Source organism: Oceanobacillus profundus (assembly GCF_003515705.1).
GTDB classification, from domain to species: domain Bacteria; phylum Bacillota; class Bacilli; order Bacillales; family Amphibacillaceae; genus Oceanobacillus; species Oceanobacillus profundus.
The window spans coordinates 41,004-60,312 of the sequence record NZ_QWEH01000017.1 but is presented as its reverse complement, the minus strand read 5'-3'; the positions used below and the strand labels follow the sequence as shown (position 1 = coordinate 60,312).

17 protein-coding genes and 1 pseudogene are annotated in these 19,309 nt (G+C 36.5%); 5 read left to right on the top strand and 13 right to left on the bottom strand.

The features are described 5' to 3' along the window. Nucleotides 1–74 precede the first annotated feature (74 nt). Nucleotides 75–1,094 (bottom strand): ROK family transcriptional regulator, encoded by a 1,020-nt coding sequence (locus D1B32_RS19190; protein ID WP_240033844.1) that lies wholly within the window; start codon nt 1,092–1,094, stop codon nt 75–77. A gap of 192 nt (nt 1,095–1,286) precedes the next feature. Between D1B32_RS19190 and D1B32_RS19180 the strand changes: the two genes are divergently transcribed. Continuing rightward, the gene (locus D1B32_RS19180; protein ID WP_095313125.1) at nt 1,287–1,451 is read left to right on the top strand and encodes an IS3 family transposase; all 165 of its coding nucleotides are present in this window, start codon (nt 1,287–1,289) and stop codon (nt 1,449–1,451) included. 98 nt (nt 1,452–1,549) lie between these two features. Here D1B32_RS19180 and D1B32_RS19175 read toward each other — a convergent pair whose 3' ends face one another. The 3 genes and pseudogenes from D1B32_RS19175 to D1B32_RS24330 all read right to left on the bottom strand — a co-directional run. Then, the gene (locus D1B32_RS19175) at nt 1,550–2,257 is read right to left on the bottom strand and encodes an FAD-dependent oxidoreductase (RefSeq protein ID WP_118890187.1); all 708 of its coding nucleotides are present in this window, start codon (nt 2,255–2,257) and stop codon (nt 1,550–1,552) included. A 135-nt stretch (nt 2,258–2,392) separates the two neighbouring features. Then, nucleotides 2,393–2,806 (bottom strand): SRPBCC family protein, encoded by a 414-nt coding sequence (locus D1B32_RS24335; RefSeq protein ID WP_240033849.1) that lies wholly within the window; start codon nt 2,804–2,806, stop codon nt 2,393–2,395. Between the two features lie 138 nt (nt 2,807–2,944). Continuing rightward, a pseudogene (locus D1B32_RS24330) lies at nt 2,945–3,139 on the bottom strand (metalloregulator ArsR/SmtB family transcription factor); the annotation flags it as partial. A 248-nt stretch (nt 3,140–3,387) separates the two neighbouring features. Between D1B32_RS24330 and D1B32_RS19165 the strand changes: the two are divergent. Continuing rightward, nucleotides 3,388–4,233, top strand: a complete 846-nt coding sequence (locus D1B32_RS19165; RefSeq protein ID WP_095313031.1) for an EAL domain-containing protein — start codon at nt 3,388–3,390, stop codon at nt 4,231–4,233. Between the two features lie 50 nt (nt 4,234–4,283). On the opposite strand, the gene D1B32_RS19160 is transcribed toward D1B32_RS19165, so the two are convergent. Together D1B32_RS19160 and D1B32_RS19155 are read right to left on the bottom strand one after the other, a co-directional pair. Continuing rightward, nucleotides 4,284–5,255, bottom strand: coding sequence for a GGDEF domain-containing protein (locus tag D1B32_RS19160; protein ID WP_095313029.1), 972 nt, complete (start codon nt 5,253–5,255; stop codon nt 4,284–4,286). 338 nt (nt 5,256–5,593) lie between these two features. After that, complete coding sequence (locus tag D1B32_RS19155; RefSeq protein WP_118890186.1) at nt 5,594–6,796, bottom strand: aminotransferase-like domain-containing protein; 1,203 nt, start codon at nt 6,794–6,796, stop codon at nt 5,594–5,596. Between the two features lie 356 nt (nt 6,797–7,152). Here D1B32_RS19155 and D1B32_RS19150 point away from each other — a divergent pair, with 356 nt between their 5' ends. Together D1B32_RS19150 and D1B32_RS19145 are read left to right on the top strand one after the other, a co-directional pair. Continuing rightward, nucleotides 7,153–7,665, top strand: coding sequence for a GNAT family N-acetyltransferase (locus D1B32_RS19150; protein ID WP_118890185.1), 513 nt, complete (start codon nt 7,153–7,155; stop codon nt 7,663–7,665). Nucleotides 7,666–8,038: 373 nt separating this feature from the next. After that, nucleotides 8,039–8,614, top strand: coding sequence for a Maf family protein (locus D1B32_RS19145; RefSeq protein WP_118890184.1), 576 nt, complete (start codon nt 8,039–8,041; stop codon nt 8,612–8,614). Nucleotides 8,615–8,651: 37 nt separating this feature from the next. Here the strand turns inward: D1B32_RS19145 and ppsA are convergent, their stop codons facing one another. From ppsA to D1B32_RS19130, 3 genes are all read right to left on the bottom strand, one after another. Further along, complete coding sequence (gene ppsA / locus D1B32_RS19140; RefSeq protein WP_118890183.1) at nt 8,652–11,255, bottom strand: phosphoenolpyruvate synthase; 2,604 nt, start codon at nt 11,253–11,255, stop codon at nt 8,652–8,654. 293 nt (nt 11,256–11,548) lie between these two features. Further along, nucleotides 11,549–12,430: a YitT family protein gene (locus D1B32_RS19135; protein WP_118890182.1), complete on the bottom strand. Its 882-nt coding sequence runs from the start codon at nt 12,428–12,430 to the stop codon at nt 11,549–11,551. A 160-nt stretch (nt 12,431–12,590) separates the two neighbouring features. Beyond that, nucleotides 12,591–13,631, bottom strand: a complete 1,041-nt coding sequence (locus tag D1B32_RS19130; RefSeq protein ID WP_118890181.1) for an NAD(P)-dependent alcohol dehydrogenase — start codon at nt 13,629–13,631, stop codon at nt 12,591–12,593. A 202-nt stretch (nt 13,632–13,833) separates the two neighbouring features. On the opposite strand from D1B32_RS19130, the gene D1B32_RS19125 reads away from it, so the two are divergent. Further along, a complete protein-coding gene (locus D1B32_RS19125; RefSeq protein WP_118890180.1) occupies nt 13,834–14,238 on the top strand; it encodes a MerR family transcriptional regulator in 405 nt (134 codons plus the stop codon). Between the two features lie 342 nt (nt 14,239–14,580). On the opposite strand, the gene D1B32_RS19120 is transcribed toward D1B32_RS19125, so the two are convergent. The 4 genes from D1B32_RS19120 to D1B32_RS19105 form a co-directional block, all read right to left on the bottom strand. Then, nucleotides 14,581–15,087: a PadR family transcriptional regulator gene (locus D1B32_RS19120; protein WP_095313013.1), complete on the bottom strand. Its 507-nt coding sequence runs from the start codon at nt 15,085–15,087 to the stop codon at nt 14,581–14,583. Between the two features lie 6 nt (nt 15,088–15,093). After that, nucleotides 15,094–17,559 (bottom strand): FtsX-like permease family protein, encoded by a 2,466-nt coding sequence (locus D1B32_RS19115; RefSeq protein ID WP_118890204.1) that lies wholly within the window; start codon nt 17,557–17,559, stop codon nt 15,094–15,096. Then, nucleotides 17,528–18,247 (bottom strand): ABC transporter ATP-binding protein, encoded by a 720-nt coding sequence (locus tag D1B32_RS19110; RefSeq protein WP_095313010.1) that lies wholly within the window; start codon nt 18,245–18,247, stop codon nt 17,528–17,530. Before D1B32_RS19110 ends, D1B32_RS19115 begins: the two co-directional genes overlap by 32 nt. 242 nt (nt 18,248–18,489) lie before the next feature. Next, nucleotides 18,490–19,152 (bottom strand): hypothetical protein, encoded by a 663-nt coding sequence (locus D1B32_RS19105; protein WP_095313008.1) that lies wholly within the window; start codon nt 19,150–19,152, stop codon nt 18,490–18,492. Between the last annotated feature and the right edge of the window lie 157 nt (nt 19,153–19,309).

Genomic DNA, 19,309 nt, shown 5'->3' with positions numbered 1-19,309 from the left:
TTAAATGACCTACTTTCCACTATAATGATTATCAAGCACCTATCCAGTCCCTTGCTCCGTCTACGTCCATATCCCTATTTCGCTATCATAAGATCGAGGCAAAGCCTTTGTAACCCAAATAAATAATCCTGTTTCCAATTACTCACCGTAAGTTCCGGAAGATGTTCTGACGGGATATATGTTGAACTAGCGATGGCGATTTTACTTAACATCCCTTTTTCGATTTCATCCTCACTAAAAATAATGGTATGTGGGTTTATGATAGCTACAAAAGAGGCTACTAATCTGCTTATTGCATCAATCTGTTCATCCTCATTGACCAATCTCTTTTTTTGTCCAATTCCCTTTTCTAGTACCTGCCCAAAGTTATGTTCACTATATTGAGGGACGAACGAAATCTCTCCAGCAAAAAACGTACTTCCTCTTACCACATCTCCATTTATCATAAACCCTGCCCCCGGGCCATTTTGGCCAAAATACAGATAGATAAGAGACTGATTATTTTCCATTCTTTTTTGGTGGTTAAACCCAAGAACAACAGCATTCATATCGTTCTCTACCACAACAGGAATATTAAAATAAACCTCATAATACGTTTTCAAATCAACATTTTGAAACTGCTCATACCCTGGCATGTAGAAAATCTTCCCATGATCAACCGACCCTGGAACACCGATAGCGATGGAAGTAATTTTTGAAGAATTAGTTGTTATTATTTTTTCAATCAGTTGTGTTAATAAATTCATGCCATTATCTATTAGTACACTTGGGGCTTTTCCTTGCTCCTTTTTTTCACCTAAGCAATTGAAAATTGTATAATAGGTCTCTTCCTTCTCTATAAAGACTGCAAGACCAAGCATATACTCTGAATTGTACGTATATCTTTTTGCTCTTCTTCCACCACTTGATTCATCTAAACCAACTGCTATCACTTCACCATCTTTCTCCATCTGTGCAAGGAACTTACTTATTGTTGGAAAGCTAATTTCTAGCTTGCCGCTAAGCTCAGCCTTTGTTGCACTTCCAAGCTCTAAGAGAGATTTACGAATACCAAGAGTAATTACTCTCTTCAATGATTTTGAAGCAGCTTCCACAAACATCACCACCTATAAAAAGACTTATTAAATACGTTTAATAAGTACCGTTGACACTATATCATACAAGATTGATGAAAACAATTGAGAATCTAAGATCCATTTTCCCTGCTGAAAACAAGACCTCCCTATGATCACTTACCAACACTAGTTCCTTTCCCACCCCTGTAATCACCTCAACATATATAATGAATTGAAATTGTAGAAGATGCTTTAGCCAACGGGAAGAACGATCATGAGACATTTGAGGATCTCTCAACAGCAATTGATAAATATATTTACTTCTACAATCATGATAGATATCAAGAAAGACTAAACGGCCTCAACCCTATTGAATATAGAGCTAAAGCCGTATAAATCCTTTTATTATTTCCACTCTCTACTTGACAGGGGGCAGTTCAACAAAATAGGATTTTTGTATTGATACCATATTGTGGGCTCATATTCATTTTTAATTAATATCCAAAAAAGGCATCCTTTTTGATATTTCGTTTGGGAACATCGTTATTTCTTAAATGACTTGAAATAGACTCGACCATGGTTTTTGGACCTGCAATAAAATAGTTACCGTTGTTCTGATATAAATCGCTAAACTGATTTATTTCCTGATGCAAGTCCTCCCTTGTATCAAGGTAAGTTACATGTATGGCAGGATAGTTAGCAATTTCATCAAGTTCATCTTTAAAGATATGGGATTTATCACTATCTAGATAAAGCAGATGTATTGGGTTCTCATGGAGACTTCCTTCCGCTTCTATTTGTTTTAGAATTGATCGAAATGGGGTAATGCCAATCCCACCTGCAATGAGGATTGAAGGACTGTTATTTTCCAAGTGAAATGATCCTACAGGTCCGCTTATACTAATCTTCATTCCTTGTTTGAGTTCTAACATTTCCTGTTTAAAATCACTTGGATTATCCTTAATCCGCATTGTTAATTTAACAACATTTTCTACAGGAGCTGAGGCTACGGTAAATGGCCGCGTAGCATTTTTTATTTTCTTATGCGTAATAGTAAACAGACCGTGTTGCCCAGCTTCCCAGGTTAAATCATCTGGCTTTTCAAACAGAAAGGTATACACGCCTTCTGCTTCTTCATAGCGCTCTAAAAGTAATAATTCTCTCTTCTTAAACACCGCTATCATATCTTTGAAAAAACTCATTTTCTTATCTCCCCTTTTAATATTAGCTACCCCTACACATGTTAGTAATTGGATAATTGATAGCCTTTGATGGTTCGGGCCGTTCCACTAGACCGTCTAAGATTTTATATAAGGCAAGGAGAAAGACAATAACGCTTATTGATCCAACACTTTCCCAAGCTGCTCACCCATTTTAGTCCAGCTATATATTGCCCCCTCGATAGCACCTTTGGTGGCTTTTGTTTCTTCACTGAATCCAGCTTGTTCGAAGTGCAAGTGAGTAGTTCCATCTGAACCTTCCTTCAACGTCCATGTAACAGTTGTGTTCTCACCTTGGCTTGCCCACGTATAAGATATTTTATGAGGTTCTTCCACTTCAAGCACTTCACAATCAACAATTCCGTTCCACCATTTATTTGGCTCTGCTCGGAATTGAAATTTATGTCCAACTACTGGCTTAAAGTCATTTTCCCATATCCACTTTGCAAGCATTTCCGAATCCGTTAATGCCTTCCACACTTCTTCAATTGAACTTGTATATTGAAAATCTAATGATACATCTGCTTTCATTTTTTGTTCCTCCAATAAAAGATTTAATTTAAACATTCTTTCCTTCCAGAAATCTTCATAAAAAGATACCCAATCATGAATTTCCTTCAAAGGGGTGGCATTCAACCGATAACGCGTTTCTCTGCCAATCTTCCTGCTGACTACAAGACCAGCATCTTTTAGGATTGTCAAGTGCTTTGAAACTGCCGTACGACCCATTTCGAAATGAACGGTTAACTCATATAGCGGTAATTCTTCCGCATCGGCTAATAGACGAAGCAGCCTCCGTCGGGTTTGATCGGAAATAGCTTCGTAAACATCTCTTTCCGTTCTCTTTTCGCTCAATATCACCATCCCCTGATCTTACGTTTTAATATGACACTTAAAGGTGTCCTATTTATTCATTATAATACGACACCATTTAGTGTCGTGTCAAGTATTCCCTTAAGTTTAGATGTTTAGCCAGAGATTTTTATGTCCAACACAAATCTTTACCCACAGGTTTTACAAGAAATTTACACAACTGATTATCAATCTTAATAATTCACCGATAGAATTAAATTAAGCATCATGACAATTTTATTCAACTCAAAGGTGGACATATGAAAACAAATTTAGTTCATAAATCGATTCATTTTATTCGATTTTTAAATACAAACCGTAAATTACTTTATCAAGAGTTTAATAAAAATGAAGAATTATTAAATGTTATCCGCAAATGTAGAATGCAAACCTTTTTCCAGCCAATTCTATCTTTAAAAAGCGGCGATACTGTAGGCTATGAAATTTTGAATCGACCAGATTCTACGAAGAGCTTTCCTACTACGGATGCTTTTTACGACTATGTTGGAGACAGCAAACATGTTTTTATGGTCGAAAGCTTTATACGAAATTTAGCATTGAAAAGATATCACGAGCAGGTTAATCGCTTAGATGAAAATGAAGATTGCTTTATATTCCTAAATATACATCCCCAAGTACTAGCCGACCCAAACTATAAAGCAGGAACTACAATGAATTTATTAGCAAAACATAACATCTCTCCTAAGCAAGTTGTTCTTGAATTGACAGAAAAGAAGGCAGGAATCAACTATTCTCAATTTGTGAAGCTAGTAGAGCACTACAGGGAACAGGGCTTTCGCATTGCTGTAGATGATGCTGGCAGTGGTTATAATAGTTTACAAACACTTCTTTACTTAAATCCTGAGTTTATAAAGATTGATAAATCATTAATCCGGAATATCGAAACGATCCCGGAAAAACAATATTTAGTTGAGCTTATTCTTGATTTTGCATATAAATCTGAAACGAAAGTAATTGCAGAGGGAATCGAGACTTTTTCCGAATACACCTTTTTGCAAGATTTGGGTGTCGATATGGGGCAAGGCTACGCGATAGGAAAACCAGTTGAGACATTATGTAAAGGCACCGTACCAATCTCTTCTTAAAGATAATAACATACAAAAAAAATGAGCGATTTTTGAATATCGCTCATTTTTTATGCATTTAATTTTCCAGCTTCCTTATCCCCTTTGCTCAGGTAGATACTTCCCTCACAAGTTTTACAAATCCTTTTAATCTCTGCTGCTTCTCTACTTAGCGCATTTGGTGTGGAAAAGGATGTATGTTTATTCTGAACGACTGCAATCGAGATGCTTACTAATGGAACATTTTCCATGGTTCCTTTTCGGTTGAATGTTTTGACATATCCCTGTTCAATATCTTCTTTACTATAAAAGCTGATAATCGTCTGTTCGAAGCGGGCAATAATCCTTTTGCAAATATCCTCATGCTGATAATTAGGAATCACCGCGATAAAGTCATCTCCACCAATATGACCAACAAAGTAATTTGGTTTTTTGCCAATCGTTTGTTGAATGATATTCGCCGTCTCGACGAGAAGTTGATCCCCTGCTTTGAATCCATATACATCATTGAATGCTTTAAAATGATCGAGATCAAGATAAAGCACCGTATAGCTTTCGTAATGTAATACTTTTTCTAACATATCGTCTATAATGTGGTTTCCAGGAAGTCCGCTTAATGGATTGGAATATTTCGCAATGTTAATCTGGACTTCAGACAACTTCATTATTAATTCACGTATACTTACAACTCCACATAGCTCATTCTGCTTCTGTACAATAACATAGTCATAAAGTCTTTCCTGCTCTCGTTTCATGGCAAGCGTACTAACCTTGGTTAGTGGTGTAATATAGTCCACAACTAACATTGTTGTATCCATCATCAATTCAATTGGCCGTTGCATAAAAAGGTCAAACCCATATTTAGTGGATAGCTTTTGAAAGAATGTATCTCTCATAATTAATCCAACAGGCTGCATTTCAACAGCAACAACTATCCCCTCTGTTGATGGTTGCTCATTAAAAATAGCATAAACGTTTTCGCAATTTGTAGTTGGTAATACCGGTATCGTTTCTCTTGCAATATCTCCAATAACAACATGCATATAAAATCCCCTCTGTATTCACACTTCCATGAGTGCGTATTTAATCGGCAGCAACAAATATTCTCATATATTCCACTCTTCTTTTATTGTACAACTATTTTATTAAAAAATAGTAAATTTAGTGTAAATAAGATGATTTTTTATGAAAATATACCCATGATTAAAGGATTAGTTTATGGTTAATATTCCTAAATTTTATCCAAGCATTGTTTTAAAAAGAGTTATGAAACATATTGCATAGAACCATGTTTCTTAAACCTTTTTGTATTACACAACCATTTAATTGCACGACTTTTATATTTACAATATCTATCTCCTATACTACTGTCAGTTTTAAATCATAAAATAGCTGTTTCTTTCTCTAACTCACGATTTAACACTTCACCAATACGCTTCATACCTTCTATTATTTTCTCTTTCGACATATTTGAAAAATTTAAACGGAATGTACTTTTCTTTGTACCATTCGGGAAAAATGGTGTTCCGGGAACACAAGCAACATTGTTTTTCAGGCACTCTGTAAATATATGCGTTGAATCAATGTCCTCAGGAAGTTCAACCCAAATAAATAATCCACCTTCTGGCTTACTGTAAGACAAATTTTTTGGAAAAAACGTTTCAACACAAGATAACATCGCTGCACATCTTTCTTTATAAACAGCTTTGATTTGATTAATGTGCTCTTCCATATCATAAAGTTCCATATATTTGGCTGTAATTCTTTGCGCAAAGCTGTCCGTATGTAAGTCAGCTGTTTGCTTAAAAGCCACGTACTTATCAATGAATGCTTGGTCTGCACAGATCCATCCAAGTCGAAGGCCAGGAGTGAAAATCTTAGAGAAAGTGCTTAGATAAATTACTCTATCTTCCGTATCAAAATGTTTTACTGGCGGAAGTTCCTCTCCAGCAAATCTTATAGCCCCATAAGGATTATCTTCTACAATCAGTACATCATATTGATTCGCAAGCTCAATCATTCTTTTTCGTCTATCGAGCTTTAACGTACGACCTGTAGGATTTTGGAAGTCTGGAATCGTATAGATAAATTTTGTGTTAGGATGCTTCTGCAGCTTTTCCTCCAGCTCTTCCATAACCATTCCATCATCATCCATCGCTACTTCAACAAAGTTGGCATTGTATGTTTTGAATGTATTGATTGCCGCAAGATAGGTTGGACTTTCACAAATAATTGTATCTCCCTCGTCAATAAATAATTTTCCAGTAAGGTCGATTGCTTGCTGTGATCCCGATGTGATAAGAACATTTTCAACAGTAGCATTAATTCCAACAGCTTTCATTCTTCGATTAATAGCTTCTCTTAATGGAACATATCCCTCTGTCGTACTATATTGAAGAGAAGCCGCTCCTTCTTCACTCAAAACAGCATTACACACATCCTTAAGAGCTTCTAGCGGAAACAACTCCGGGGCTGGCAATCCTCCTGCAAAAGAGATTACTTCCGGTCTTTCTGTTACCTTCAAAATTTCACGCGTCTCCGAGGATTTAACGAAATGAGCTCGCTTAGCAAATTTATTTTCCATTTATAAACATTCCTTTTCTTAATTATTGCTATCGAATATATTTAAGAATTATCTTAATAGTTTAATAGCCATCTTTATTCTAACAGAAAACCGAACTTTCAGTCATATCAGATATTATTTAGTATTCTTCAGTTTGTTTACAAATCTTTGCATCCTCTATTACCGAAATACTATTTATGCTTATTTATTATTAAAGGCATGTCGGGAAATTTCAGGTGAAATCTTCCACGAGCATTTTCCGGTTCGTGAAACAAGAGTCTATAAATTCAAGGGTTAAGAGATCCAATTTTACCTTTAGTACAAATCGTTTTAAAATAAACAGATAGGAAAGTATTTGTTACGAGAGGAAGAACAACATGATCAGAGAAGCAACTGAAAAAGATTTAATGGACATTTTACATATCTATAATGATGCCATTCTTCATTCTACTGCTGTATACGCCTATAAACCCCAGACGCTTGAAAGCAGACAACAATGGTATGAACAAAAGATAGACGAAGGTTATCCAATATTAGTGTGCGAACAAGATAATAAAGTGGCTGGTTTTGCAACATTCGGTCCCTTTAGAGCATGGCCGGCTTATAAATATACAATTGAACATTCCGTTTATGTAAATAAGGAATATCGAAAAAGAGGCGTTGGTACTTCCTTAATGAAAGAATTAATCGCTATTGCGAAAGAAAGAGAATATATGACATTGGTTGCTGGTATTGATGCAGCAAATGAAAAAAGCATTGCAATGCACAAAAACTTTGGCTTTGTTTATTCAGGTATAATCGAAAAGGCAGGTTTTAAATTTAATAAATGGATTGACTTAACCTTTTATCAATTAGAGCTGAATGGACCTGAAAATCCTATAGAGGAATAAAGCATTCATTACATGCTACCTAACATTTCGTAATGTTTGATCAAATAGCACACAAATTCACGCTTTGCAATGTTGTAGGTGTAAGGATCAGACAGAGATTCATGCTAATATTCTATCGTTTTTGAACAGTTTACAATGGTAATTTCAAAATAAAAGAGAGAAGTACCAAACGCGAATGCTTTGTGTATTTCTCTCTGAATACTCGTCTTGTTTTAAAAGTTTGTATTTCCGATTAGATGGGAATAACATTTGATTAGCAAAACACGTACAGCTATAATGGTTCCATCTTCCCTTGGATACGTTGTTTCTAATACTACAAACCATGGACTATAATAAACCTATATCAACTCACTACTACTTAGGAGGAACATTCATGGCAAAAAACAAACTAATTCTGGCCTCATCCTCACCAAGAAGGCAAGAGCTTTTAACGCAAGTAAGAATTCCCTTTTCAGTACGCAATCCAAACGTAGATGAATCCCAAATTACAACAAATGACCCGGTTGAAAAAGTAAAACAATTGGCCCTAATCAAGGGTAAAAATGTCCCTATCCAGCATCCAGAAGCTATCATTTTAGCTGCTGACACGGTAGTTGCTTATAAGCAGCAAATATTCGAAAAGCCCAACAATAAGGAAGATGCCTATCAAATGCTTTTAGCGCTAAGCGGCAACGTACATGAGGTATATACTGGTGTCATGATCCGCTCACTGGAACAGAAAAGCATTTTTATCGAACGTACACAAGTTGAATTTTTGCCACTTACTGATCAGGAAATCGAATGGTATGTTTCATCTGAAGAGCCTTACGATAAAGCAGGTGCATATGGTATCCAAGGCCTTGGTGCTATGTTTGTCAAAAACATTAATGGAGATTATTTCAATGTTGTAGGCTTACCGATCTCTCGTGTTGTGAGAGAGCTTAGATCGTTTTCTGTTTATCCGGATTAGCCACCTACTCTGACGATAGTCTGAACACATATAGCAATTACAATAATTGAATATACCCTTCCGTTCCATTAACAAGAATTCGTTGCCCATCTTTTATTATTTTTGTAGCATTTTCTACTCCCACAACTGCTGGCAAGCCATATTCACGTGCGACAACCGCTCCATGGGTCATCAGCCCACCAACTTCAGTTACTAGACCTTTTATGGATACAAATAACGGTGTCCAGCTAGGGTCCGTAAAAGAAGTAACCAATATATCTCCTTCTTCTAAATCAGCATCTTCCATGTTTAAAATGACACGTGCTCGCCCCTCGATAACTCCCGAGGAAACCGGCAGGCCGACAATAGCTTCAGCTGGAAGATTTTCCCGTTTGTATTCACCAGTAATGATCTCACCGTCAGAAGTAATAACACGTGGCGGGGTTAATTTTTCATATAATTTATGCGCTTCTTTTCGTTTGTCAATGATTTGGTAATCCAGTTTATTGGTGCGGACTACTTCTTCAAGTTCTTCAAAAGTAAGATAGGATATATCTTCTTTTCCTTGAATAATCCCCGCTTGTACGAGTTGTTCCGCTTCTTTCATTAATGCCTGCTTATAAACAAAATAACGGTTAATCATACCGTATTTAGGATATTCCCTAAACCCGCTGAAATTCCGAATTAGGTCAATATTTCGTTTCGCCTCTTTAGCTTTTTGTTCTCCGTTCGGCAGTTGTTTCAATCTTTCTAATAACGCTTGTTCTTTTTCCAAAGCTTCTTTTCGCCCTTGCTCAAATTTCTGCTGACTAGCATTCGGCTCAAAGTTTTTGATATTCCCTAAAATTATAGGGATAAGTGTCGTTGGTTTTTCGCTCCATCGACTTCTCGTTATATCAATTTCTCCGGCACACCTCATGCCATATTTTTTGAGATAAGCTGTTATTGCATCTTGGGCAATTTGTCCGCCTTCAAGGTTAATCAGTTCATCCAAAAAGTTTTCCGCTTTTACATGTCGTAAATAGTTAATCACTTCTGGATATGGACGAATCGCATCTGCGACATCCAATAATGCCAGACCCATTTCTGAAGTAATATTATTTGGTACGGATTGAGAAAGCATATCCGCTGCGTTTTTTTCTCCTAACCACTTGTTCATTTTCCCATTAATCCATGTTGTGGCATCCTGTGCAGCTATTATCACACTCATACCCTCAAATACAACCCTTCTCAGTTCCTCAAGATCTTCCAGAATAAAACCAAATAACTCCGCACCTGATTTTGTCTGGATGTTTTGCTTCAGTTCTTCTAGCGAGGTCTGGTTTTTTTTAATTAATTCCGAAACGATTGTTGGATCGTTTCCGATTTGTGCTTGAGTATCAGAGAGAGCATGAGGCTTGTCAGGACTCAGATTTTTTTCAACAACTGGGGACGTTTTTATAAAATCTTCTCGATCTACTATTTTCATAAGCGCGTCTTTTATGAGCGGATCAGATTCCCCTAAATTATCCATTATCATTTTTCTGCTGACAGGTGAAGCCAGCATATCTGTTACATCGGCAAACAGCCTTCCACCAGCTTTGCGCATCGGTGCAGGTGTTGTTAACAGGAAAAGGGACAATCCCAATGGTTTCATGGGGTCTGTCATCATTTGTTGATGCCCAACAGATACATAGACGTGATTTCCTTGGGACTCCCCTGCTTCAGGGGTGGGATACAAAGTTGTGATTGGTCGACTCTGAACAATATAAAATATATCCTCTGCCAAACACCACTCGATGTCTTGCGGACTCCCAAAATGCGCTTCAATCTTTCTTCCTATATGTGCTAATTGTAAAATTTGCTGGTCTGTTAGTGTCTGTGACTTCTGCTGATCAAAAGTAATCTGCTGTGTCTCAGTTCCTCCTCCCTCCCGTCCATAGATAGCCATGTTCTTATCTCCTATCATCTTTTCGACGACTCTTTCTTCCTGTACCTTATAATTATCAGGAGATACCAAGCCAGAGACCAATGCTTCTCCAAGTCCAAAACTGGCATCAATTGATACTATCTTTCGGTTAGAGGTAATCGGATCAGCAGTAAATAAAATCCCAGAAGCCTGAGGAAAAACCATCCTTTGGATAATAACGGATAAAGAAACCTTACTGTGGTCAAACCCATTTTGCATTCGATAAATCACCGCGCGATCCGTAAACAGAGAAGCCCAGCACTTACTAATATGCTGTAAGATTGCATCCAGTCCTTTAATGTTTAGATAGGTATCTTGTTGTCCAGCAAAAGAGGCATGTGGCAAGTCCTCAGCGGTAGCACTAGAGCGAACTGCATAAGCGTGGTTCTCACCAAACTCGGAGAGATTTTCATCAACTGCGCTTACAACATCAGAAGGAATATCTACGTCCATCATAACCTGTCGAATCTTGCTGCTGATTTCACTAATTTGATGACGTTCCTCTACGTTTAACACCATTAGTTGATCCAACAATGCTTGAAACATTTCATTTTGTTCAATGGCCATTTGGTATCCTGTCGTTGTTATACAAAAACCTTCTGGAACTTCTATTCCTTGGATTTTGGATAACTCCCCCAAATTTAATCCTTTTCCGCCTACAAGCAAATGCTCTGTTTTCCCCATTTCTTGAAAACCGATAACCAAAGAGCTCATTCCACATCTCTCCTAACCAGTATTGTTCTATTGATTTTAGCAATAGTATATAAGAAGAAACAGTCTATAATTCCCTTTTTTTATATGCTATAATTTAATTGAGAAGAGTTAGGATTTCCTGTAAAGTTAGCTATTGCCCCGATGTACCATCTCAAAAGTCAGATCATTACACCTTTGAATCCACAGTAAAAATAGCAACTTTTCCAATCAAGAGATGATAATACATAAAAAAAACTGAATCCAATAAAGGATCCAGCCTCAATTTGTATTGATTTTTAAAACAAAGACCTGTATTAATGAATGTCTTTCTTCTTGAAACTACCGCCTTTTACTTCTGCCACATCATACACAGCAATAAAAGCATGTTTGTCAATTTCGTTAATAATTTCTTTCATCTTACTATCTTCTAAACGATTAATAATACACGTAATTTCTTTAAATTTTTCATTTGTATAACCACCTTCAACCAGATTATAGGTTGCACTGCGACCTAAACGATCACGTATGGTTTCTACCATTAAATCCGGATGACTAGTGATAATTTTATAGGTCTTAGAACCACTTAAACCTTCCTCAACTATATGAATCACTTTAGAAGCAATAAAATAAGCTATCCCTGACAAGAAAGCCCCTTGTAATCCGAAAACTGTGGAAACGACTATAAAAACAAACATATTTAAAAATAGAATAAGGTCACTTGTTCCAAAAGGCAATTTTCGGGATAGCAATACCGCTAACATATCAATACCATCTAATGCGCCACCATTTCGTAATGCTAACCCCATACCGAAGCCAATGATAATACCACCAACGACGGTCACTAACAATGTATCTCCTTGAACTATAATTGGTATATGGTGCATAATGCTTGTCCCAAACGCAAGTGTAGCAATACCAATAACAGAGTAAATCGCAAAGCTTTTCCCGATTTGTTTATATCCTAAAAACACGAACGGAATATTCAATATCGCAATTAAAACTCCAAGAGGTAATCCGAACAGTTGTGAACCGACTATACTTAAACCCGTCACGCCACCATCTGACACGTTGTTTGGGATCAGGACCGACTCAAGACCATATGCTGTTATAAAGGCACCTATCGCAACTGCTAATGCACGTAGTACCTTTTTAAATATTATGGTTCTTTTTTGCTTTGTGCTTGTATTTGCATTCATTTACTTTCCTCTTTCCAAACAATTTTTCTATTTCTTTATTTAATCATACTTTAGATTATCATGGTATTATTTATTCACATTGAGAGGAAATTAAAGGCGTATTGGACAAAAAACAGGGCAAAATCCGATTGGATCAGCCCTGTTTTTGTATTAGCAGAATTCACATTGTACTAATGTCAATCACGAATCTATATTTTACATCAGAAGCCAATACTCGTTCATACGCTTCGTCAATTTGATCAGCCGTAATCACTTCAATTTTAGGAACAATGTTATGTTTTGCACAGAAATCTAACATTTCCTGTGTCTCACGGATGCCTCCAATCATCGAACCTGCAAATGAACGACGATGACCGATTAAATTTATCACGTTGAGTGACAGCGGTTCTGCAGGAGCACCGACATTTACGAGAGTACCATCAAGAGTCAGTAATCCTAAATATGCATTCAAGTCAATATCTGCACTTACCGTGTTAATAATTAAGTCAAAGTAACCAGCAAGTTTCTCGAATGTTTCTGTGTCACTTGTTGCATAGTAATTGTCTGCTCCTAATTTATAACCATCATCCTTTTTCTTCAATGTTTGTGATAGAACAGTAACTTCAGCACCCATGGCATGGGCAATTTGAACAGCCATATGCCCAAGACCACCCATACCTACAATAGCAATCTTCTTGCCAGAGCCCGCCGCCCAATGATTTAATGGAGAATATGTCGTAATACCAGCGCAAAGTAGTGGTGCTGCAACATCAAATTCAATATTATCAGGTATTCGGAGTACGAAGTCTTCAGGTACGACAATATGGGTAGAATAACCGCCTTGAGTTGGTTCCCCGTATTTATCAACGCCAGCGTAAGTATCGACTTTACCTTCGAGACAATATTGCTCCTCTCCATTACGGCAGTTCTCACATTCACCACAGGAGCCTACCATACATCCGACACCAACTCGATCCCCGATAGTATACTTTAAAACGTTAGGTCCTATAGCCGTAACAATGCCTGCAATCTCATGGCCAGGTACAAGTGGATAGTTGACTGGACCCCATTCACCGTGAGCTGTATGAATATCGGAATGACAAATGCCTGCATATTTAATTTCAATCAGAACATCATGCGAATCAAGATCACGTCTTTTAATTTCAGCAGCTCGAAACGGTTGATCCGGACCGTCTACTGCTCGTGCTTTAGCTGTTACCATCTGTATAGCCCTCCAATAACTTGATTTTTTAGGGAATTTAATTATTATTCTCCTGCAAAACTAGGATAAACCCTATAGTTAACTCTAGGTCAACAAATAAATAAGGATTTATTTATACTTTGACATTCCGTATTCAGCGTGATAAAATTTCGCCAAAACCTAGAGTTAACTCGAAATCTATATCAAAAGGAGATAAACAACTGTGACATATTCTATCAGTGAAGTTGCAAAAAAGTTAAATCTCACCGTATATACTTTACGTTACTACGATAAGGAGGGCCTAATGCCTTTTGTAGAACGGACACCTAACGGAACAAGATTGTTTAAAGAATCCGATATAGACGCTTTAAATGTAATTGAATGCCTTAAATCTACAGGGATGCCTATTAAGGAAATTAAAAAATTTATCGATTGGTGTTCCGATGGAGATTCCACGCTACAAAAAAGATATGACATGTTCTTGGAACGAAAAGCTGTTGCAGAAGCACAATTGGAAGAGCTAAAGAAGACAATGGAACTTATAAATCATAAATGTGAATATTACAAGACTGCAGTGGATGCAGGAACGGAAGATATTCATAAGACCAATAAAATAGGGAACTTTTAATTAACAAAGAAACAATAACTTGGGTTTTGGTTAATTCATCAGGTCCACTTAGTAGAACTTCTTCAAAAGGATCATTTGATTTTGAAACCAGCGTAACCGGAAAAACCTTCGATCGAAAGCGATTTTTTATAAAAAAATAATTTTAAATGACAATAAAGTTTTTTAATTATAAGTCTATGTAATAACAAGGAGCAGCACCTTGATGGTGTTGCTCTATTCTTGTATTTCTTATAAAGATAGATGCTATTTGCCTACATTAAATCTAAAACTGCTTCAACGGTTTCTTCGCAATATATTTTTGGGGATTTTTACTTCTTTCAATTACTTCATACTCTTTTTAAATTAGGACCGATTTCGACTTTCAACTTGATGGATCCAGTTTAAATCTGCTTCTAAATGCAAGAGGGTACCACTAATTAATAAATACCTATTCTCGTCACCTCGAAGAAGAAATTCCGTTTTTAGTTTAGTCAATTCCAAAACATCTTTCATTATCATTGCCTTTTGTTGATCAAGCATTTCCTTTTCCTGTTCGAAACCAATCTTACGAGCACAGCTCCATTTAAAATGAAAATCATCTTTTGTAGAATGATAGGGTACAAGTTCCAGCAGCCAATTTTCCAGCTCACTTTTACCTTCCGTAGTTATTTCATAAAGTTTTCTTTCTTGGTCATCCATTCCTACAGATGAGACAAGCAGATCACGAATAAGACGATCCAAAGTCGTATAAATTTGACCAGGATTAATTTTCCCTTTGGTTCCTAGAAGGGATTCCAGCTCCAGTTTTAATTCATATCCATGATTTTCTTGCAAATATAGCAATGTTAATATTCCGTACTTAACCGACATAATTGCTCAACCTTCTTTAAGTGATGATATAATATTTATTTTACCCGCCGTAGCACTAGAAATCCAAGAAGCAAAAAGGCTAAGAGAAATACCAGCAATCAGTGCCAGGATAATATTTCCTAAAGGTATTTGAAAAGATATAAACCCTTCTAAAAGTTCGGATTGGCTAGTAACATAAAGTAAAACCACACCTGAAATTATACCACCAATAACCCCTGACAATCCTATAAGCAAACCTTCTCCAATTATCATTTTTTTAACTTGCTGTTTCGTAAGACCAAGCGCTCGCATTGTCCCTATCTCAGAGGTGCGCTCCAAAGTGTTCATCAGTAAAGTGTTAGCTGTACCAATACTTGCTAGCCCGATAATTAAAACTAACATGACTAGAATTAACTCGTTCATGCCAGATAATGCGGAAGTAGATGATTTAATTTCATCTTCTACCGTTTCAACTTTTGAGAGATGATTGCTGAAATCCAGCCATAACTGATCTCGTAATTGTTCAGCCGTATATCCGTCATTTAAAGTTAGCAGCATGTCAAAACTATTCGCCCAACCAAATTCATTATTTAAATGATTCTCATCCATAAATGCGGTATAGCCTGCGTAATTCGATGTTTTCACAACGTCAATGACTTTAAATTGCTGATTACCTGAAGGTGTATTAATGGAAATATATCCCCCTACACTTCCGCCCCATTCATCAAAGGCTCTTTCGCCAAGGAGAATAGATGGTTCCTTTGTCAGCTCATTATATGATTTATCCTTTTCAGAACGCTCAAATAAAGTGGGTCCTTCTTTATCTGCAGCAAAAATAGAAAACTGTCTCTTCTCTCCGTCTATTGTTTCCCATGTAATTGGCGTAGCTTCCGTTAAGGGCTCAGCATTCGCAACAGAATCATAGGCTAGCAGTTTTGCCCTATCCTGATCAGACCAAGGCGCTTCTGATGTAACTCTTAGGTCGCCACCATACGTATTCCTAATTTCATTTTCATAACCTTCCGGAGCAGATTCGATAACAGCACTTAGTAATAATATCACTGCTATTCCAACGGCAAGAATAGCGGAAGTATTGGCGTTTCGATTTAATTGCTGTTTTAGGCTTTTAGCTGCCAGACTACCAGAATAGCCAAAGAATAGCTTCAAAATAGGTTTAAATATCCGATTCACACCCAGTAACAATAATGGAAACAACAAAATGATGCTTGCCAAAATAGCTAAGTAAGAGACAGGGTGATCGATAAATACAAAGATTAGCAAGCCAGCTCCCAGAACAGCCCTAAATATGTATCCTCTCTTCGATGATTGTGTTTGATCTGCCATTTTTAACGTCAATAAAACTGAGGTTTTCCCCGCATTATAAATTGGAAATAAAGAAAAGACAACAGGAAATAAAATTCCAATTACTACAGCTGTTAGTGTAGGCATCTGCCAATTTAATGTGTAAACCATGTCAAACTCAAACACGCTAAGCAAAGTTTGCATGAACATATCTCCAAGCAAAATTCCAATGGGCACTCCAATAGCTACACCTATTAATGCCAAAAGTAGTACTTCAATAAGAATAAGTCTAGAAACAGAACGTTGAAGATAACCAAAACTCTTCATTATCGCAAATTCTTTTTTTCTCTCCATAACACTTGTATAAATCATATTAAAAACAATAAACCCACTGATAAACATGGATAACCCAGCGATTAGGTAAAAAAATGTATAAAGTCCCCCAATGTCATTACTTTGTAGATCATCCGCGACAACTGGTTGTACATATACATTTGAATTAAGAAATTCTTCCTGGAGGGATTGAAAAAGCTTCTCTCCTTCATCATTTGTTTGGAACCTTACATATGAAAGCTCATTATCCATACCAGTCCAATCTCTTAATAAATCAAGTGGAGACATAATTCGGAAGCTCTTCTGTTCAGCACCTTCCCAGTCACTCGGACTTGCAAGCAGCTGCGTGTATTCAACAATGGCGGAAACCTTAGCTTCTCCCAAATCGGTAAACCTAATTGTATCTCCTACCTTTTTATTTAACAGATTTGCAACAACGTCTGGTATCACCAAGCCTTCATTATCTAAACTTCCTTCAATTACAGGAAGTTTTAGCAAAGAACTATCTTGATCATTTACACCTGTAATTCGTACAGATCTTTGATTTAGTGATTGATCACCCTCAAGCTCAAAGAAAGCTTGTTTATCAAGCGCAAGCAGTGTTTCCGTTACCGCTGAACTAGTCAGAACTGACGAAACAATATCTTCAGAGTATGTATGTTCATCGCTTAGAACCCAGTAATCTGCATTTGCCACATACATTTGTTCGTAATAATCAAAAACATCATTTGTTGTTTTGTCTGCAATAAGCATAGATGTTACGAACGCTATACCTAAAATAATCCCAAGCAATGAAATGGAAAAACGTTTTTTATTTTGTATTATGTTAAGCCATGAAATTCGCCACATATTTAGCATAATCATCATCCTTCCTAGAAATCACTTGATCAATAACTCCATCTTTAAAAAGAATAATACGATCTGCAAACCCAGCTGCGAAAATATCATGCGTAACCATTATGATTGTTTGATTGCTTTCTCGGTTGAATCTTGCTATTAACCCGAGAATTTCTTCGGCTTTATTTCTATCTAAATTTCCCGTCGGTTCATCAGCTAATAATACGGAGGGATTATTGACAAGCGCTCTGGCTATAGCTACTCGTTGTTGCTGACCACCACTAAGTAAATTAGCACGTTTTCGACCAAGCTCTTTTAATCCAACAGAATCAAGTAATTCTAAAATAAACTGGTATTTTTCTTTCGTTAAACTGCCATCTGCATGAAGAGGAAAAGCTATGTTTTCTTCTACATTTAATGTTGGTAGCAGCTGGTAATTTTGAAAAATAAACCCTATATATTTTCTGCGGAATATCGTTCTTTCTTTTTCCGTCATCTCACTCAAATTATTCTGATTTATTAATATATCCCCTTCAGTTGGTATATCAAGACCACCTAAAAGTTGTAGTAATGTACTTTTCCCAGAGCCACTTGGCCCCATTATAGCTACAAATTCCCCTTCTTCAACGTGCAAATCAACACCTTTTAATACTTGCGTTCTTGCTTGCCCTTGTATAAACGACTTTGTTAAATTGTTTACCTTAATCATGTTTTACTTCCTCCTATCCCTAACTTCATTTTATTATATACTAAGTATATAATAAAACGAAGTGAAAACACTAATTAACAACTAAATTATTTGTAAATATATAAAAAAACCTATAAATAATACATACTAAGTATGCATGATTTATAGGTTTTTGTTGTTTTAGAATAAAGTTTATTTTAACCAAAAAACTTGCAGATCGAATAATTCACCGGGATTGAAGCAATTGTACTACCGAAAGAAAATTAACTATCCCAATAGCTTGTTTCCATATCAATTAACCAATGATTACGAAGCATGAGAGTTCGTTCTACCCCAGCTACCGCACCCGCAACCCATATCCAAATATTAACCTGCAACGAAAATGCTATTGGTGATTTGAATGTACCTATATTTTCAGAAACCCAAGGAATTTCCGTAATCTTTTCTATTAGTTGAGGTGCACTCAAGGCTATTGAAGTCAATAAAATTAAAATAGCAATCATCCCAATGAGCGAGCTAATTTTGGGAAATCGTTTATGCAATCGCATGCGTAAACCCCTAATCGAACGTTTATCTGGATAAACTGAAAAGGTCTCTTCTTTGTCCGAATCATAACGAATCCGATTTATCCCATACCCACCTTTTTCTATTTCAATTACTCCATTTTCTACTACGAAAGCAGCTGGAAGCTTAGAGTAGGCAATATGTATGCCATTGCGGTATAAATCAGCTTTAGGCTCCTCCGCAAAATATTTACAGCTTATAGCGTAATCGGTTTTCTCATTCTGATCATTGGTTATTTCTATATGGAATAATGAGCGAGTGAAAATATTCCATAGGCGGTACTCTTTTAATGTATGACCATCTCCCTCTTTAACTTTTTTCATCTTCAGACGACGTTTTCTACGACGAATAAAACGAAGCATCAGGTATACAAAACCCCTTTATCTCAAATTTGTTTTTATTTAAAAAATGCTTGTCTTTGTTATACGTTTGATATTTATTTTGGTTTCATTTGCTGTATAAAGAGAATAAAATTATTAAAAATGAGGCCGTAAATACACATTACACCGCCCTCATTTG

Excerpts from the sequence above, each read along its gene's own strand:
- D1B32_RS19175 (WP_118890187.1), bottom strand. The coding sequence starts at position 2,257 with ATGAGTTTTTTCAAAGATATGATAGCGGTGTTTAAGAAGAGAGAATTA.
- D1B32_RS24335 (WP_240033849.1), bottom strand. The coding sequence starts at position 2,806 with ATGAAAGCAGATGTATCATTAGATTTTCAATATACAAGTTCAATTGAA.
- D1B32_RS19165 (WP_095313031.1), top strand. The coding sequence starts at position 3,388 with ATGAAAACAAATTTAGTTCATAAATCGATTCATTTTATTCGATTTTTA.
- D1B32_RS19160 (WP_095313029.1), bottom strand. The coding sequence starts at position 5,255 with ATGCATGTTGTTATTGGAGATATTGCAAGAGAAACGATACCGGTATTA.
- D1B32_RS19155 (WP_118890186.1), bottom strand. The coding sequence starts at position 6,796 with ATGGAAAATAAATTTGCTAAGCGAGCTCATTTCGTTAAATCCTCGGAG.
- D1B32_RS19150 (WP_118890185.1), top strand. The coding sequence starts at position 7,153 with ATGATCAGAGAAGCAACTGAAAAAGATTTAATGGACATTTTACATATC.
- D1B32_RS19145 (WP_118890184.1), top strand. The coding sequence starts at position 8,039 with ATGGCAAAAAACAAACTAATTCTGGCCTCATCCTCACCAAGAAGGCAA.
- ppsA (WP_118890183.1), bottom strand. The coding sequence starts at position 11,255 with ATGAGCTCTTTGGTTATCGGTTTTCAAGAAATGGGGAAAACAGAGCAT.
- D1B32_RS19135 (WP_118890182.1), bottom strand. The coding sequence starts at position 12,430 with ATGAATGCAAATACAAGCACAAAGCAAAAAAGAACCATAATATTTAAA.
- D1B32_RS19130 (WP_118890181.1), bottom strand. The coding sequence starts at position 13,631 with ATGGTAACAGCTAAAGCACGAGCAGTAGACGGTCCGGATCAACCGTTT.
- D1B32_RS19120 (WP_095313013.1), bottom strand. The coding sequence starts at position 15,087 with ATGTCGGTTAAGTACGGAATATTAACATTGCTATATTTGCAAGAAAAT.
- D1B32_RS19115 (WP_118890204.1), bottom strand. The coding sequence starts at position 17,559 with ATGCTAAATATGTGGCGAATTTCATGGCTTAACATAATACAAAATAAA.
- D1B32_RS19110 (WP_095313010.1), bottom strand. The coding sequence starts at position 18,247 with ATGATTAAGGTAAACAATTTAACAAAGTCGTTTATACAAGGGCAAGCA.
- D1B32_RS19105 (WP_095313008.1), bottom strand. The coding sequence starts at position 19,152 with ATGCTTCGTTTTATTCGTCGTAGAAAACGTCGTCTGAAGATGAAAAAA.